Origin of the sequence: Thermosynechococcus sp. B1 (assembly GCF_030322985.1) — a bacterium.
Taxonomy (GTDB): Bacteria; Cyanobacteriota; Cyanobacteriia; order Thermosynechococcales; family Thermosynechococcaceae; genus Thermosynechococcus.
Map to the genome: position 1 here is coordinate 2,433,714 of NZ_CP096573.1, position 16,900 is coordinate 2,450,613.

13 protein-coding genes are annotated in these 16,900 nt (G+C 54.8%); 6 read left to right on the plus strand and 7 right to left on the minus strand.

The window, feature by feature from the left end:
• Window positions 1-6 precede the first annotated feature (6 nt).
• Window positions 7-1,557 carry a 4-alpha-glucanotransferase gene (malQ, locus tag M0644_RS12075; protein ID WP_286625871.1) on the plus strand — a complete coding sequence of 517 codons (1,551 nt, stop codon included), beginning with the start codon at window positions 7-9 and terminating at the stop codon, window positions 1,555-1,557.
• 2 nt (window positions 1,558-1,559) lie between these two features.
• Here malQ and M0644_RS12080 read toward each other — a convergent pair whose 3' ends face one another.
• Window positions 1,560-2,909: a pentapeptide repeat-containing protein gene (locus M0644_RS12080; protein WP_286625873.1), complete on the minus strand. Its 1,350-nt coding sequence runs from the start codon at window positions 2,907-2,909 to the stop codon at window positions 1,560-1,562.
• 125 nt (window positions 2,910-3,034) lie between these two features.
• Between M0644_RS12080 and M0644_RS12085 the strand changes: the two genes are divergently transcribed.
• The 3 genes from M0644_RS12085 to M0644_RS12095 all read left to right on the plus strand — a co-directional run bounded on the left by M0644_RS12085 (window position 3,035) and on the right by M0644_RS12095 (window position 6,593).
• Window positions 3,035-4,189, plus strand: a complete 1,155-nt coding sequence (locus M0644_RS12085; RefSeq protein ID WP_286625875.1) for a DegT/DnrJ/EryC1/StrS aminotransferase family protein — start codon at window positions 3,035-3,037, stop codon at window positions 4,187-4,189.
• Between the two features lie 114 nt (window positions 4,190-4,303).
• Window positions 4,304-5,302 (plus strand): 2-hydroxyacid dehydrogenase, encoded by a 999-nt coding sequence (locus M0644_RS12090; protein ID WP_149821189.1) that lies wholly within the window; start codon window positions 4,304-4,306, stop codon window positions 5,300-5,302.
• 85 nt (window positions 5,303-5,387) lie between these two features.
• Entirely contained in the window at window positions 5,388-6,593 is a 1,206-nt protein-coding gene (locus tag M0644_RS12095; protein WP_286625876.1) for an argininosuccinate synthase, read from the plus strand.
• Here M0644_RS12095 and M0644_RS12100 read toward each other — a convergent pair.
• Window positions 6,590-6,862, minus strand: coding sequence for a YciI family protein (locus M0644_RS12100; RefSeq protein ID WP_149821193.1), 273 nt, complete (start codon window positions 6,860-6,862; stop codon window positions 6,590-6,592). The two genes, M0644_RS12095 and M0644_RS12100, sit on opposite strands and share 4 nt — an antisense overlap.
• Before the next feature lie 105 nt (window positions 6,863-6,967).
• On the opposite strand from M0644_RS12100, the gene M0644_RS12105 reads away from it, so the two are divergent.
• The gene (locus tag M0644_RS12105) at window positions 6,968-8,275 is read left to right on the plus strand and encodes a pentapeptide repeat-containing protein (RefSeq protein WP_190278099.1); all 1,308 of its coding nucleotides are present in this window, start codon (window positions 6,968-6,970) and stop codon (window positions 8,273-8,275) included.
• Entirely contained in the window at window positions 8,275-9,555 is a 1,281-nt protein-coding gene (locus M0644_RS12110; RefSeq protein WP_286625877.1) for a CCA tRNA nucleotidyltransferase, read from the plus strand. Before M0644_RS12105 ends, M0644_RS12110 begins: the two co-directional genes overlap by 1 nt.
• On the opposite strand, the gene M0644_RS12115 is transcribed toward M0644_RS12110, so the two are convergent.
• The 5 genes from M0644_RS12115 to M0644_RS12135 all read right to left on the minus strand — a co-directional run bounded on the left by M0644_RS12115 (window position 9,552) and on the right by M0644_RS12135 (window position 16,702).
• On the minus strand, window positions 9,552-10,598 hold the full coding sequence (locus tag M0644_RS12115) for an extracellular solute-binding protein (RefSeq protein WP_286625878.1): 1,047 nt from the start codon (window positions 10,596-10,598) through the stop codon (window positions 9,552-9,554). The genes M0644_RS12110 and M0644_RS12115 overlap by 4 nt on opposite strands.
• Window positions 10,598-12,187, minus strand: coding sequence for a glucose-6-phosphate isomerase (locus M0644_RS12120; protein WP_286625880.1), 1,590 nt, complete (start codon window positions 12,185-12,187; stop codon window positions 10,598-10,600). The genes M0644_RS12115 and M0644_RS12120 overlap by 1 nt, the downstream gene beginning before the upstream one ends.
• A gap of 84 nt (window positions 12,188-12,271) precedes the next feature.
• Complete coding sequence (locus M0644_RS12125; RefSeq protein ID WP_286625882.1) at window positions 12,272-13,093, minus strand: alpha/beta hydrolase; 822 nt, start codon at window positions 13,091-13,093, stop codon at window positions 12,272-12,274.
• The gene (ndhD1, locus tag M0644_RS12130) at window positions 13,090-14,673 is read right to left on the minus strand and encodes a photosynthetic/respiratory NAD(P)H-quinone oxidoreductase subunit D1 (RefSeq protein WP_286625883.1); all 1,584 of its coding nucleotides are present in this window, start codon (window positions 14,671-14,673) and stop codon (window positions 13,090-13,092) included. Before ndhD1 ends, M0644_RS12125 begins: the two co-directional genes overlap by 4 nt.
• 49 nt (window positions 14,674-14,722) lie before the next feature.
• Window positions 14,723-16,702, minus strand: a complete 1,980-nt coding sequence (locus M0644_RS12135) for an NAD(P)H-quinone oxidoreductase subunit 5 (RefSeq protein ID WP_149821207.1) — start codon at window positions 16,700-16,702, stop codon at window positions 14,723-14,725.
• Window positions 16,703-16,900 lie beyond the last annotated feature (198 nt).

Sequence of the window (16,900 nt, forward strand, 5' to 3'; positions counted from 1 at the left end):
TAAATAATGCACTTTCCCCGCTCCTGTGGTTTACTGCTTCATCCCACGTCCCTGCCTGGTGGTCATGGCATTGGTGACTTGGGTGCGGCAGCTCGTGAGTTCCTTGAATTTTTGGTTGCCAGTGATCAGCAGTACTGGCAGGTCTTGCCCCTAGGGCCAACAGGCTTTGGCAATTCCCCCTATATGTGCTACTCTGCCATGGCCGGCAACCCACTGCTGATCAGCTTGGATGAACTGGTCAAGGAGGGCTGGTTAACGGAAGCAGATTTGGCAGGACTCACGCTTGAGAATAGCGATCGCGTCGATTTCGAGGCTGTCATTAGCCAAAAACTCCCCCTGCTCCGCCTTGCTGCTCAACGCTTTCAGAATCAAGCCACCCCAGAAGACTGGCAGGCCTTTCGCGACTTTCAAGCCCTTGCCCACTACTGGCTGCCCACCTATGCCCTCTTTATGGCGCTGAAGGATCACCACGAGGGACAGCCGTGGTATGAATGGCCCGCCCCTTTGCGCGATCGCGAACCCACTGCCCTTACTGCTCTGCAAGCCCTTCTCAAAGAGCGCATCTTTGAATACGAATTTCAGCAATTTCTCTTTTATCGGCAGTGGCAGGCTCTCAAGGAAGCCGCCAATCAACAGGGCATCCAGATTATCGGTGATATTCCCATCTACGTTGCCCACGACAGTGCCGATGTCTGGGCCTTTCCCCAATTTTTTGAACTCAATCCAGAAACGGGTGGGGCTGCCCTCATGGCCGGTGTGCCCCCAGATTACTTCAGTACCACAGGACAACTCTGGGGCAACCCCATTTACAACTGGCAAGCCTTGGCTGCCGATGGCTACTCTTGGTGGATTGAGCGCTTCCGTGCCCTGCTCTCCTACATGGACATTATCCGTGTGGATCACTTTCGCGGCTTTCAGGGCTACTGGCAAGTGCCCGAAGGGGAGGAAACAGCGGTCAATGGCGAGTGGCAACCGGGTCCTGGTGCTGCCTTCTTTGAAACCTTGCAAGCTGCCTTGGGACGACTGCCTATTCTCGCCGAGGATTTAGGGGATATTACCCCCGATGTCATTGCCCTACGGGATCAGTTTCAGTTTCCGGGGATGAAAATTCTCCAATTTGCCTTCGGTGGTGGTTCAGATAATCCTTTTTTGCCCTTTAATCAAGAGCGCAACTGTGTGGTGTACACCGGCACCCATGACAATGACACAACTGTCGGCTGGTACCGCAACCTAAGTGACTGGGAACGGCAGCGCCTCATTGACTATTTGGGCTATACCCCCAGCGAACCCCACTGGGCTTTGATTCGCATGGCCCTAGGAACCGTTGCCAACCAAGCCATTCTTCCCGTTCAAGATTTGCTCGGCCTCGATAGTCATGCCCGCATGAATTTCCCCGGTACTGGCGAAGGCAACTGGGCGTGGCGGCTAACTGCGGGCCAACTCACCCTTGAACTTGCCGCTCATTTGAAGCACTTGGTGCACCTCTTTGGCCGTCAAGCGCCACCGAGACCCCAGCCTGTTGAAACTGAGGTAGAATCCTTTGAAACTGAGGAGTAGCCCTAGGCTCGCCGCCGGCCGTCGGGCATAATTGTGCCCCGCAAATCCACTTCACTGAGGTTGGCACCACTCATATCCGCAGCGGTCAGGTTCACCCGCGTCAAATCCGCCCGCGACAGGTTAGAGCCGGAAAGGTTGGCATCCCCTAAATCTGCCCCACTCAAGTTAACACCGCTGAGATCGACGGTTCCCAGTAAGCTACCGCTAAACGTTGCCCGGCTGAGGGTGGCTCCACTGAGGGTGGCGCGGCTGAGATTCGCTTCTGAGAGGGTAGCACGACTCAGGTTGGCTCCCACCAAGCGGGCACGGCTGAGATTCGCTTCTACCAAGTCAGCACGGCTAAAGTTGGCTTCCGTTAACTCCACGTCGCGGAGATTGGCACCACTGAGATTGGCACCCCGCAGCTTCACGCCATTAAAGACGAGGCCACTGAGGTTGGCACTGCGTAGATCCGTTTGACTCAAATCCGCATTGTCCAGCAATGCCCCCTGCAAGTTTGCCCCTTGGAGATTCGCCCCCCGCAGATTGGTGCCCACCAGTTTGGCATGGCTGAGGTTGGCGCCCCGTAAATTCGCCCCACTGAGATCCGCACGACTAAGGTTGGTATGACTCAGATTCGCGCCACTGAGATTGGCACCACTCAAGTTAACCTCAGAGAGTTCTAGGGACGAGAGGTCTGCCTTTGCCAGTTCAGCTCCCACCAGATTGGCCTTGGCAAGGTTGGCTTCACTGAGCTTGACTTCTGTGAGATCAACGCGGCTGAGATTGGCTCCCGTGAGATTCGCCGCCGTTAAATTAGCACCACTCAGGTTCGCACCGCTGAGGTTCGCGCCACTGAGATTGGCATTGCTGACATCCGCCTGAATTAAATCCACACGGGTTAGGTTCGCCTGCTTTAGATCCGTGCCATGCAAATTCGCGCCCTGTAAATTTGCCCCCGAAAGGTTAACGCCGTCGAGTGTCAGTCCCCGTAGATCCGCATTCGCCAAATCCACACGGGAGAGATTGGCTCCCTGAAGCACCGTTCCCCGTAGTGTGGTTTCACTAAGTTCAGCGCGGCTGAGATTGGCTCGCGTCAGGTTTGCCCAACTGAGATCACTGCGGCTAAGGTTTGCGCCAGCGAGGTTGGCATCCACCAATTCTGCCTTGATGAGCATGGCATTAACAATTTCTGCGCCACACAGCACCGCACCACTGAGATTGGCTCCGCTCAGGTTGACCCACTCCATGTCGGCACGGGAGAGAATAATCCCCCGTAAATCAGCGTTGATAAACTCGCCATTTGTCAAACTGGCACGATTAAAGTCCCGTTCACCGCTGGCATAGCGTTTTAAGAACTCTTGGGGATTCATCAAAAAAAACGGGTCTGGAACCCCGCCCTTGAGAACGGCTCTACACTCTAAGCCTAGCTTAATTCGCTAAAACCACACTACGCTCGTGAGAGGATGATAATTAAGGACTTGCGCTCGATGCTCTCATGGATACCATCCCTATTCTTGATCTCAAAACCCAATATCAATCCCTGCAAGCAGACATCGATCGCGCAGTTGCCCGCGTACTGGCATCCGGTCAGTTTATTCTAGGACCAGAGGTACAAGCCTTTGAGGAAGAGGTAGCCGCCTATTTAGGGGTGCGCCATGCGGTAGCAGTTAATTCAGGGACAGATGCACTGGTGATTTCCCTGCGCAGTTTGGGAATAGGTGCTGGGGATGAGGTGATTACCACCCCCTTTTCGTTTTTTGCGACGGCAGAGGCGATTAGTTTGGTGGGTGCCCGCCCGGTCTTTGTGGATGTGGAACTGGACTCTTTTAACCTTGATCCCAGTAAAGTTGCCGCAGCGATTACCCCCCGCACCAAGGCGATTTTGCCCGTGCATTTATTTGGGCGACCGGCAGCCATGGGAGCAATTGTGGAACTTGCTCAGGCTCATGGGTTAGCAATTCTTGAGGATTGTGCCCAGTCCTTTGGTGCCCGCTATTGCCCACCCTGTGAAAATTGTCAATGTACAGAGGTGACTCAAAAGACTTTAGCCCATCAATTCACGGGGGCGATCGGCAGCATGGGTGCCTTTTCTTTTTTCCCAACCAAGAACTTGGGTGCCTATGGTGATGGGGGGCTGATTACCACCAATGATGATGATTTAGCCGAGCGATCGCGCATGCTGCGGGTTCACGGCTCCCGTCAACGCTACCACCACGAAATGATTGGCTACAATTCTCGCTTGGACAGCCTACAGGCGGCAATTCTGCGGGTGAAGCTACCCCATATCGATCGCTGGAATCAAGAGCGACGGCGAGTCGCCCAAACCTATAACCAAGCCTTGGCGGGTCTTGAGACGGTGGTCACCCCAACAGTATCTCCGGGACATGTATTTCATCAATATACGATTCGGGTACTCAATGGCCAGCGGGACGCCCTTGCGGCTTACCTGAAGGCGGCTGGCATTAGTTCAATGATTTACTACCCGATTCCCCAAGATCACTGTCCAATGTATAAGGGGCAATCTCCACCCAATCCTGTGAGCGATCGCCTTGCTCGCGAGGTACTGAGCTTACCCATTTGGCCTGAGTTGAGCGATGCCACCATTGAGCATATTGCCGCAACCATTCGCCAGTTTTTTCAGAACCCTTAGGTACATCGCCTAACGATTTGTCCTCATTTAACACAACCTTAAGATCTCACTCGCTAAGCTAGCAACAGCCCTTTTCTCAAACCTGTAATGTCGCTAGGGCAGGAGTGCAATGCCATGAAGGTTGCCGTTTTCAGTGCCAAATCCTACGATCGCCAGTTTTTGAATGCCGCCAATGCAGCGCAGGGGCACCCCCATCTCCTGACCTATTACGATGTGCTGCTGCGCCCTCAAACAGCCTCCTTGGCCGAGGGGCACAATGCCGTCTGTGGGTTTGTCAACGATGATTTGGGAGTGGAGACCCTAAAACGGCTGGCAGAGTTGGGAGTGCGTCTGGTGACACTGCGCTGTACGGGCTTCAACAATGTGGATTTGGCAACGGCGGCCAGCTTGGGCATCACAGTTACCCGCGTGAGTACTTATTCCCCCTATTCAGTGGCGGAGCATACGGTGGGGCTGATCCTGATGTTGAACCGCAAACTCCACCGTGCCTACAACCGTGTGCGCGATGACAATTTTTCCTTGGAGGGGCTGATGGGCTTTGACCTCCATGGTTGTACGGTCGGAATTATTGGCACGGGTAAAATTGGCCGTATTGTTGCTCAGATTATGGCTGGTTTTGGCTGCCACCTCTACGGCTATGATCCCTACCCTAGTGAAGCCTTTAGGGAGATTGGTACCTACACAACCCTAGAGACGCTGCTGGCGGCATCCGATATTGTGACGCTCCATTGCCCCTTGGTGCCCGAAAATGAACATCTGATCAATGCCACCACGATCGCCCAAATGAAGCGAGGGGTGATGTTAATCAATACCAGTCGCGGCAAACTGGTGGACACCAAAGCAGTGATTGAGGGCATTAAAAGCGGCCAAATCGGCTATCTGGGCATTGATGTCTATGAAGAGGAAGACTCCCTCTTTTTCCAAGATCTTTCGGACACGATTATCCAAGACGACACCTTTCAACTCCTGCAATCCTTCCCCAATGTGGTGATTACTGCTCACCAAGCCTTCTTTACCCGCAATGCCCTCACGGATATTGCCCGTACGACAATTGAAAATCTGACCTGTTTTGAGCAAGGCCTGCCCCTAGCAAACGAAGTGGAACAGATGTAAGGCTCGGCGAAACGGTTATCCCCATAACGTTTCCGGCAAACAGATCCGCTATAGTAGCGATCGCGTTTATTTCAGGAAAAAAGTCATGGGGCGTGCAGAAAAAGTCATTTTGGCCTATTCGGGGGGAGTGGATACCTCTGTGTGTATTCCCTATCTCAAGCACGAGTGGGGCGTGAAGGAAGTCATTACCCTCGCCGCTGATTTAGGACAGGGGGATGAACTGGAACCCATTCGCCAAAAAGCCCTTGATGCTGGTGCCAGTGCCTCGCTGGTGGCCGATGCCAAAGCTGAATTCATCCGCAACTATGCCTTTCCAGCCATTCAGGCCAACGCCCTCTACGAAAATCGCTATCCCCTCTCGACGGCCCTTGCTCGCCCCCTGATTGCCAAGCTCTTGGTGGATGCGGCTGCTGAGTATGGTGCCGATGCCGTTGCCCACGGCTGTACAGGGAAAGGCAATGATCAAGTCCGCTTTGATGTGGCGATCGCCGCCCTGAATCCCAACCTCAAGGTCTTGGCACCCGCTCGCGAATGGGGCATGAGCCGCGAAGAAACCATTGCCTACGGCGAACGCTTTGGCATTCCCGCCCCTGTGAAAAAATCTTCTCCCTACAGCATTGACCGCAATCTTTTGGGACGCAGTATTGAAGCCGGCCCCCTTGAGGATCCGTGGATTGAACCCCTTGAGGAAATCTATTTGATGACCCAAGCCATTGAAAATACCCCCAACTCCCCGGAGTATGTGGATATTGGCTTTGAGGCCGGAATTCCCGTTAGCCTCGATGGCCGCTCCCTCGATCCCGTAACGCTGGTGAGTGAACTCAATGAGCGGGTAGGGCGCCACGGCTTTGGTCGCATTGACATGATTGAAAATCGCCTTGTCGGTATTAAATCCCGCGAAATTTACGAAGCCCCTGCCCTCTTGGTGCTTATTGACGCCCACCGCGATTTGGAAAGCTTGACCTTAACCGCCGATGTGACGCAGTACAAACGGGGGATTGAAGAGACCTACAGCCGTTTGGTCTATAACGGTCTTTGGTATAGCCCCCTCAAGGAAGCCTTGGATGCTTTTATTCAACAGACCCAGCAGCGGGTCACAGGCACAGTGCGCGTCAAGCTCTTTAAGGGAACCGCACGGGTGGTGGGGCGGCAATCTCCCTACTCCCTCTACACGCCCGATTTGGCCACCTATGGTGCCGAGGATCAATTTGATCACAGGGCAGCCGAGGGCTTTATCTATGTGTGGGGGCTACCCACCCGCGTCTGGGCAGAAAAACTGCGCCAAGGCTAATCGGGGGCTTCGACAATACACCACTCATGGAGTTCGTACTGCACACACTGGTGTTGGACGAGGGGATCGCGGGCAACAATTTCCTCAGCCGCCTTGCGGGAATCGGCCTGAAACAACAACATGCCACCCCCTCGCTCAGCCCAGTATCCCGTGCGGGCTTGATGCCCTGCGGCAATGAGGGCGCGCACATAGGCGCGATGGGCACCAACGTGGCGATCAAAGGTGGCCTTGTCCACAATACCGCGTTCAATTTTGACAAACCATGGCATCGGTCAGTGGCTCCTCTGGATTTCAATCAAGACCTAGAATAGCTATAAGCAGTGTGCCTGAGTGACTCTGTTGTGCCCTGATTGCGAGCGGCTATGAGCAAAGCCATGACCCTTGAAACCTTGTTAAGCGAATTTGCCCGTGGGGTGCGAAATTTCCGTGGTGTGAATTTGGCGGGCAGTGTGTTTCCGTTGGTGCAACTCAGCCATATTGATTTGGCGGGAGCCAATCTGCAGGGTATCAACTGGAGCGGGGCAGATTTGATCAAAGCGAACCTTGCCAATGCCAATCTGCGAGGCGCCAATCTGATTGGTGCGGATCTGAGTGGTGCTAATCTGACCGATGCCAACTTGCAGGAAGCCATGCTCAGTGGCGCCATCCTAGTGGGTGCCTACCTCTCGCGCGCCAATTTGCAGCGGGCAGTGCTCAGTGGGGCAATCCTCAAGGGGGCGGTGCTCCATGACAGTAACCTCAAGGATACAAATGTGGTGGGGGCAGATCTCTCAGAGGCGGATCTGACCGGGGCGATCGCCCGCCGTCAAGACTTAGAGGAAGCCAAGCTCTCAGGAACTATACTGCCCAATGGCGAAGTGGTCTTTGATGAAGGGGACATTGAAGAGGTACCGTTGCCCACTCCAACGCCAATGGCTAAGCCAATGGCAACCGCTAACGAAACCACTGTGATTGAGTGGACCAATGAGCAGGTGATCCAAATGCTGATCCTGCAACAACACCCCCTGCCCAGTACCTACCAAAGTGCTGATTTGAAGGTGGCTAGCCTCGGCAACCACTGTTATCAATTGCGCACGGTTACGGAAACGGTGGTGGCGGTGGTAGAAGGTGAGAGTGTGGCCAATGAGAAAGTAACCCTTTTTGCCGAGGCGCCCTTTGCCGATGTGGTGGCCAGTGTCCTCCAAGCCCATTCCTTCTTGCCCACACAATACATCAGTGACCCCGTGCCTGCATGGCAGTACGAGCAAGTACCCATTCCCCGCGGCAGTGAAGTCCGTTTGGGAACGGCACGGCAGCTCTGGAAAACGTGGTGGTTACTCTTGAAGTCCACGGCTACAGGGCAGGAGCCAGCACAGCTACAACTGTTGGTGGGCAAGGAGTGGCAGCCCATTTGCGATATTGCCTTTTCACCGTCGGCGGGCGGTGGTCTGATTATCAAAACGGCTACGGGCGATCGCCACTATCCTGCCGATGCGTCGCTGATTTGGCTAGAAAGTGTCCAGTCTGGCTCACCCACAACCACTGCCCCAGCGCCCACCCCCACAGCACCTCTCTGGAATGGTGTCCTGAAATTTGAAAATAACTGCTTAACGATTCAAACGGCGGCGGGATCCGTCTGTGTGCGGGGGGAAAATTTGACGGTCACCATCGGTGGTCAGGCGATCGATCTAACCCAGCTCTAATGATCGTTGTTCAGCCCTTTGATTTTAGTCGCTGGCCGATCGCCGTCAGTGATTTACCTGCCGATACCTACCTCGTGGGTGGAGCGGTGCGGGATGCGCTCCTCGGTCGGACAACGTTGTACCCCGACTTGGATTTTATTGTGCCGGCGGATGCCATTGCCCTGACCAAAAAACTAGCGGATAAGTACAAGGCTGGCTTAGTGGTTTTGGATCGGCAGCGGCAGATTGCCCGCTTAGTTTTTGCCAACACCAGCGTGGATATTGCTCAGCGGCATGGTGAGACGCTCTTAACGGATTTGAGCGATCGCGATTTTCGCCTCAATGCCATTGCCTACGACATTCACCACCACCACATTGTCGATCCCCTCGGTGGCCTTTTGGATTTGCAACGCCGCCAAATTCACTATGTCGCACCAGAAAATCTCGCTGCTGATCCCCTGCGACTCCTACGCGCCTATCGCCAAGCCGCCCAACTGCAATTTACGATTACGCCCGAAACGCGGCAGGTGATCCAAACCCTTGCCCCCCAACTGCGACGAGTCGCCCCAGAACGGGTGCGGGTGGAACTCAGTTATTTTCTCAGTGCCCTTGAGAGTGCCCCCTATCTCACCCTTGCTTTTCGCGATGGCGTGTTGGCGGTGTGGCTGCCGTCGGTCACCGAGGAGCGGATTACCCACTACCATGCCCTTGAATCCACCCTAGGGAATTTTCCCTTCCCAGCCCTTTGGCCGGCGCTAACGACATCTATTGCCGCAACAACTGCCCCCGGCGAACCCCAACGGCGAACCCTAGCGGCTTTGGCCAAGCTCACCTGCCTCGTGAATGCCAGCGATCGCCGCGCTGCCGAGGAACTAACTGCCCTCACCTACACCACTGATGAAATTCGCATTGTCCAAGTCCTGTGCCGATTGCTCAACCACTGGCTAGTCCCCCTCGAACACCCCCTGAACCGCGAGCAAGCCTTCTATCTATTCCGCGCGGCGGGTAGCTATTTTCCAGCCTTTGTTGCCCTTGCCCTGAGCCGGGGCATCCCCAAAGCGCATCTAGTGCCCTTGGTCAAAGGGTGGTTAGACCCCAAGGATGCCATTGCCCATCCCCCCCAATTGGTGCGGGGTGCCGATCTGGTAGAAGTGTTTCAGGTCTCGCCGGGGCCGCGTGTGGGTGAATTGTTGCGAGCTGTGGAAGCGGCGCAAGCGCGGGGAGAAATTCGCGATCGCCCCCAAGCCCTCGCCTATGTGGCAGAAATCCTAGGTGGTTCAAGGCAACCGCGGCACACTTAGGAGAGGGGCAAAAACATTTCCTGCCAAAGGGTGTCATAGCGTTTTTGGGCAGCCACATCGAGGGGGAGCAGGAGTTCACTCTTGGCAAAGGCGGTGGGAGTCGCTAGGGGAATATAGCGATGCAAGAGAGTGCGTCTTAAATCGCTCACCAGCGGCGAGGGAGCATCACTAAACTGGCTGAGTTGCTCAGCAACTTCCGGTTGCCACCAGTAGTTCAACCAAGCCAAGGCTGCCGCATCGGGGTTTTGGCCACAGACCCACAAATCCACCCACAGCGCTGTCCCACTGGCGGGAAACACGGCGGCATAGGTCTGCGGATCTCGCTTCAGCAGCGGCAGTACATCCGTTGACCAACCCACTGCTAATTGTGTACTGCCCAGCATCAGTGGCTGCAGGTAGGCGTCAGAACTAAAAAAACGACACCCTTGGCGGAGACGCTGCAAGCGTTGCCGTAATTCGGGGTGGGTGGGTGGGGCATTGTAGGATAGCCCTAGGGATTTCAGCGTCAACCCAATCACTTCCCGCGGCTGATTTAACAGGCTATAGTGGCCTTGAACGCTTGGATGCCATAGGACATCCCAATCTGTGGGTTCCCAGCCCAAATCGGCAAAGAACTGGCGGCGATAAATGAGGACTGTTGCCCCCCAGCGATAGGGCAGACCCCAGAGAGCATCGTCTTTGCCAATGAGTTGCAGTAATGGCTGCCACGGTTCAGCCCAGTCCCACCGGTTTTGAATCAGTGGTTTGGGAATAGGGGCAATCTGTCGTTGCGCCACGGCCTGAGCTATCCAAGCATCCCCGAGACTGAGGACGGCTGACCCGAGGATTCCCGCTGCAAAGGTGTTGGCTAACTCTTGGGGGGTTTCCCGCAGCCGCAGCTGAAGTCCCACGCCGGCCTGTTGACGAAAGCGCTGAATCAATTGGGGGGGTAAGGATTTTCGCAGTAAATAGACGGTGAGTCCTGTATTGGCAGTGGCTTGACACCCACTGAGGGCGATCGCCCCCAAGGCAAACAACCCCTGACAAAATTGCCGCCGCTGCATTAGCGTTGCCACCGAAACTGCAATTGACTTGGCTGCCCTGGATCCCCCAGTTGCTCGATGCCGCGATCGTTGGCCACAAGGTGCCGTAGGATCAGGTAAATCCGCTCCAGTTGATCCGGCGCATTCACAGCGTCGGCGATCGCCCCCAAGTCAAGGGGTTCATCACTTTGTTCTAAGACTTTAACAATCTGCCGTTGCAACGCCAAATTCGCTGCTGCTGCTTTCTTGCCCGCTTCCACCCCCGGCTGATGGTAGGCATTGATATTCACCAAGAAGCCATAGAGACCCACTGCTCGCTCATAAAGGGCAATCAGAGCACCCACCGTTTTGGGCGTCACCTCTGGAATCGTCACCGTCAGGGAAGGGCGATCCTTTTCATAGAGGGCTTGGCGCGTGCCGAGCAGCAAGCCACTGAGGTAGTCCCCTGATGTAATTCCCGGCTCTACTTCAATGCCGGGTTCTTGACCATCCCGCAGCACTTCAATAAAGGTGACAAAGAAGTTGGGCAGGCCATCCCGCAACTGCTGCACATAGGCGTGCTGATCCGTGGTTCCCTTGTTGCCATAGACCGCAATCCCTTGGTGGACAATGTTGCCGTCGAGGTCTTTTTCCTTGCCGAGGGACTCCATTACCAACTGCTGCAAGTAGCGGCTAAACAGGAGCAGACTATCTTTGTAGGGCAGGACAACCATATCTTTTTCACCCCGACCCTTGCCCGCATGGTGCCAAGCCAAGGCGAGTAGGGCAGCGGGATTTTGGCGAATCTTCGGCACGCGGGTTGCCTGATCCATCAATTTTGCTCCCGCGAGGAGGGCATCAATGTCAATCCCTTGCAGGGCAGCGGGCAATAGACCCACCGTTGACAGTTCCGAGGTACGCCCCCCCACCCAGTCAAACATCGGGAAAATGGCCAGCCAACCGTTGGACTCCGCCACTTGGGCAAGGCCACTGCCCGGCAGGGTGACGGCGACGGCGTAATCGGCAAAGGCCAGACCGGCACGTTGGAAGCGGGCTTGGGCTTCTAGCATGCCATTGCGGGTTTCCGGTGTCCCCCCCGATTTGGAAATGACAATCACCAATGTCGTCCGCAGGCGATCGCCTAGTTCCGCAAAAACCCGCTCAAACCCGGCAGGGTCGGTGTTGTCCAAAAAGTGAATGTTCAGGGGGGGATTCACAGGGGCAAGGGCAGCCGCCACAAACTGCGGACCCAGGGCAGACCCCCCAATGCCAACAGAGAGAATATCCGTAAAACGACCCCCTTGGGGTGGGGCAATGGCGCCACTGTGGACTTGCTGGCTAAACTGCTTCACTTGGGCAATGGCATCGCGAATTTCGGCACGCAGTTCTGGAGTTGGTGCCAAATCGGCATCCCGCAGCCAGTAGTGCCCCACCATGCGGCCCTCATCGGGGTTGGCGATCGCCCCTGCTTCCAATTCCTTCATTTGCTGAAAGGCGCGCTCAAAAGCTGGCTCTAGGCGACGTACCACTTCTGGGGTCAGCCCCATACGACTGACATCCACATAGAACTCTAACTCAGGGTGGTAGTACAACCAGTCTTGGTAATGCTGCCAAAGAGCCAAAGCATCCATAAGAAAATCTTTTCGCGCTACGATCTCAGCGTACCTCAACAACTGTCCCTTACTGGGAACATCAGCTTTCCCTTAATAAACACCCTAGGCAGATTGTGCCTTCAGAAAAGCAGCAAATTCCTCTAACGCTATCCGCAGGCGATCGCCCGCCACCTCAACAAAATCATTGTGATCGGCACCCTCGACCCAGAGGGAAAATTTTGGCTCACGGGCAATGGCAAAAAGGTATTGGCCATGACGAAAGGGCACAATGCTATCGGCAGTACCGTGGAGAATCAACAGCGGCACCTTGACTTGCGGCAGTTTATCTCGATTGATAAAGCGATCAAAGGGAAACAACGGGAAAGGCACCACCACCCGAAAGATGGAAGTAAAGGTACTTTCTAAGACCAACCCCGCAATTGCAACCTGTGTTGCCAGTTCCGTCGCCACCCCACCGCCAAGGGAACGGCCATAGAGAATCACCCGCTCTGGGGGGACTCGCAGTTCCTCTGTGAGATAGGTATAGGCTGCCAAAGCATCTGCGTAGGCATGACGCTCACTAGGGCGACCCGAACTCAAGCCGTAGCCACGATAGTCGTAGGCGAGGACGGAAAACCCCCACTGCCGCAGCGTCTGTAGAAAGGGTTCCACCATGCCGAGGTCTTCCCCATTGCCGTGACTAAACAGCAGCGTAAAGTGAGCGTCTGGGTTGGCAACATACCGCACCGCAAGGCGATCGCTCCGCCCCACTGGAATCAGCCGGATCTCCTCAGAAAGGGAGTAGGTAGGACGGGGTGGATGGAAGATCAGGGCATCGGCGCCAAAGTAGAGATAGACCGCAATGATCAGATAAATCAGGAGTGCCGATCGCCCCAAGCGCAACCAACTCCACTCACCCAGTACCCAGTCTCGCAGCCAACTCATTTAGAGGGAGAGTTCAGGCTCGGTGCCACCAGTGTCCCTAAGGGTTGATCCACCTGCTGAGCCAGTGTCGGTACCACTTCCCGCGCTCGCGCAATCACCTGCCCCGTGGTGGCATCGTAAATTTGCGTCAATAGCTTGGGATAGAGGCCAATGCCAATAATTGGTACCAAAAGACAGGCAATGATAAACACCTCGCGGGGTTCAGCATCCACAAGGGCTTCATGCTCCACCAATTCCTTGTTTTCAGGGCCGTAGAAAATTTCCCGCAGCATCGACAGCAGGTAAATCGGTGTCAAGATCACCCCCACTGCGGCCAAAAAGACCACAATCACGCGGAAGGGCAAAGAATAGGCATCACTGGTGGCAAAGCCAATAAAGACCATGAGTTCAGCCACAAAGCCACTCATCCCCGGCAGAGCAAGGGAGGCCAAGGAGCAGGCCGTAAACATGGCAAAGATTTTCTTCATTTTCTGGCCAACACCGCCCATTTCCTCAAGGATCAGCGTGTGGGTACGGTCATAGGTGGCTCCCACCAAAAAGAAGAGACTCGCCCCAATCAAGCCGTGGGAGACCATTTGTAGCACCGCCCCACTCATGCCCAAATTGGTAAAGGAGGCAATCCCAATCAGCACAAAGCCCATGTGGGAAATCGAGGAGTAGGCAATTTTGCGCTTGAGATTGCGCTGCGCATAGGAAGTCAGCGCCGCATAGATGATGTTGACCACCCCCAAAATCACCAAAACGGGGGCAAACTTGGCATGGGCTGCCGGCAGCATATCGACATTCATGCGAATCAGGGCATAGCCACCCATCTTCAGGAGAATCCCCGCCAGCAGCATGTGCACCGGCGCTGTTGCTTCACCGTGGGCATCCGGCAACCACGTGTGCAGGGGGACAATCGGCAGCTTGACGCCGTAGGCCACCAAAAAGCCGGCATAAACTAGCAGTTGAAACCCAATGGCATAGTCCTTGGCCGCCAAGGTCTGCATATCAAAGCTAATCGTGTCGCCATAGAAGGCCATGGCCAAGCCCGCCACCAAAATAAAGAGGGAGCTGCCAGCCGTGTAGAGAATGAACTTTGTTGCCGCGTATTGACGCTTGTGCCCCCCCCAAATTGCCAAGAGCAGGTACACCGGAATCAGCTCCAGCTCCCACGCAAGGAAAAAGACCAGCATATCCTGCACGGCAAAAACAGCAATCTGGCCACCATACATCGCCAGCATTAAGAAATAAAACAGTCGCGGCTTCAGGGTCACTGGCCAAGCCGCCAAAATCGCCAGCGTGGTAATGAAGCCCGTGAGTAAAATCAGCGGCATGGAGAGGCCATCTGCCCCCACTGACCAGCGCAGGCCAATTTCGGGAATCCAGTCATAGCTTTCCCACAGTTGCATGCCGGGGGTGTTCAGGTCATAGAAATTCGTGAAGGCATAGACAATCAAAGCAAAGTCAATCAACCCCACCGTCAGGGCATACCAGCGGATTGGGCGTCCTTTGCCTGTGGCATCTGGAATGAAGGGAATCGCCAAGGAAGCCACAATTGGGAACAGGATAATCGTTGTCAGCCAAGGAAACGTACTCATGGCAGTCGTGTTTACTCCTCCAGCAGTTGGGAAAGAACCATGACCGGGGTTAGGCTTGCACCGAGAAGATGACAAATCCCAACACCGCCAGCAGCACAATGAGGGCGTAGAATTGGGCACGGCCATTTTGGAAGTATTTCAGCCCTTCACCGGTGACCATCGTGACAAAGCCCGTGAGGTTGACCACGCCATCCACCACGTTGTAATCCACTTCCAAGACCTGACGCGCCAAGCGACGACAGCCTTTAATGAAGACCGCCTCATAGAGTTCATCGAAGTACCACTTATGCAGTGAGAACTGGTACAGCGGTTGAATGGCTTTGGCGATCGCCTGCGGACTGGGAGTGCCCTTGAGATACATCAGGGAGGCCAAGGTAATGCCAATCAGGCCAATGCCCACAGAGCTACCGCCAAGGATGAGAAACTCCGTCAAATCCACCGCGTGATCTGCCACCATCTCCTCACCGGGAGCATGGATAAAGGCCGCAAAGAGATTGTTGAAGGGGGTACCCACAAAACCAATCAACGTCGAGGGAATTGCTAGCACCACCAAGGGTAGGGTCATTGTCCAAGGGGATTCATGGGGTTCAGCAGTCTGCTGATCGTGGTGGGCATTGTGATCATAGTGTTCCTGTAACTCTGGGGGCACATTACGGAACTTGCCCTCAAAGGTCATGAAGTACATGCGGAACATGTAAAAGGCGGTTAAGCCCGCCGTGAGCCACGTCAGCAGCCACATTGCCGGGTTGGCATGAAAAACGGCGCCTAAAATTTCATCCTTTGACCAAAAGCCAGCAAAGGGCGGCACGCCAGAAATGGCCAAGCACCCCACTAGAAATGTTGCCCCTGTAATGGGCATATACTTGCGCAGCCCCCCCATGTAGCGCATATCTTGAGCCAAGTCTGGGTTATGGCCAACCACCCCTTCCATGCCATGGATGACTGACCCCGATCCAAGAAAGAGCATCGCTTTGAAGTAGGCATGGGTCATCAGGTGAAAAAGGCCGGCACTGTAGGCACCCACGCCCATCCCCATGACCATGTAGCCCAGTTGGGAAATGGTTGAATAGGCCAAGCTCTTTTTGATGTCGTTTTGGGTGATGGCAATAGTTGCCCCCATAAATGCCGTAAAGGCCCCCGTCCAAGCAATGATGGTCATCACTTGGGGCAATTGCTCAAACACAGGGAACATCCGCGCAATCAGGAAGACTCCGGCTGCCACCATGGTTGCCGCGTGAATCAGAGCAGAAATGGGGGTCGGACCTTCCATCGCATCCGGCAGCCACACATGCAGGGGAAACTGGGCAGATTTGGCCACAGGGCCGAGAAAGACCAAGATGGCAAGAATGGCGGCAAGACTAGGGGAAAGTAGCCCGGTATTGACCAGTTCCGTCAGGCGATCGCCCATGCCACCAAAGTCAAAGCTACCCGTCGCCCAAAATAGCCCCACCATGCCCAACAAAAGGCCAAAATCACCGACACGGTTGGTAACAAATGCCTTCTGTGCTGCTTCCGCCGCGCTTTTGCGGTCATACCAGAAGCCAATCAGCAGGTAGGAGCACATCCCCACCAATTCCCAAAAGATATAGACCTGCACCAAGTTGGGACTGACGACCAACCCCAGCATCGAGGAGCCAAACAGGCTGAGATAGGCAAAAAAGCGAACATAGCCCGCATCATGAGCCATGTAGCCATCGCTGTAGAGCATGACTAAAAAGGCCACCGTTGTGACGATGACCAACATCAATGCCGCTAAGGGGTCAATCACGTATCCCATGGCAATGTGGAGATTGCCCGCCGCTGCCCATTCAATCATTTGCGTATAGGGGGCGTGGCCTTGGACTTGACTCCAGAAGAGGCTCAGAGAATGCACCATGGCGATCGCCATCAACGCCATGATGAAAATGGCACTGGGTCGCCGCAGTTTCGAGGTGGTCTCTGAAAAGGCAATCAAGCCAAAGCCAACAATCAGCGCTCCCAAGAGGGGTAAAACGGGAATCAGCCAAGCGTATTGATACAGGGGTTCCATGCGTGCCACCTAACTTTCCATGAGAGCTGCCTGCCTAGAAAACCAAATAGGTATGAATCGCTAGTGTAGGCAAAACCCTCTACATTCTGCCATATCCCTTTTAGCAAGGGACGAGGGCTACCAGTGACAGAAAATTAAAAAACGGATTTTCTTTAGCTTTGCCGCCATTAAGAAGGCATGATTGGTGATGGAACAAGC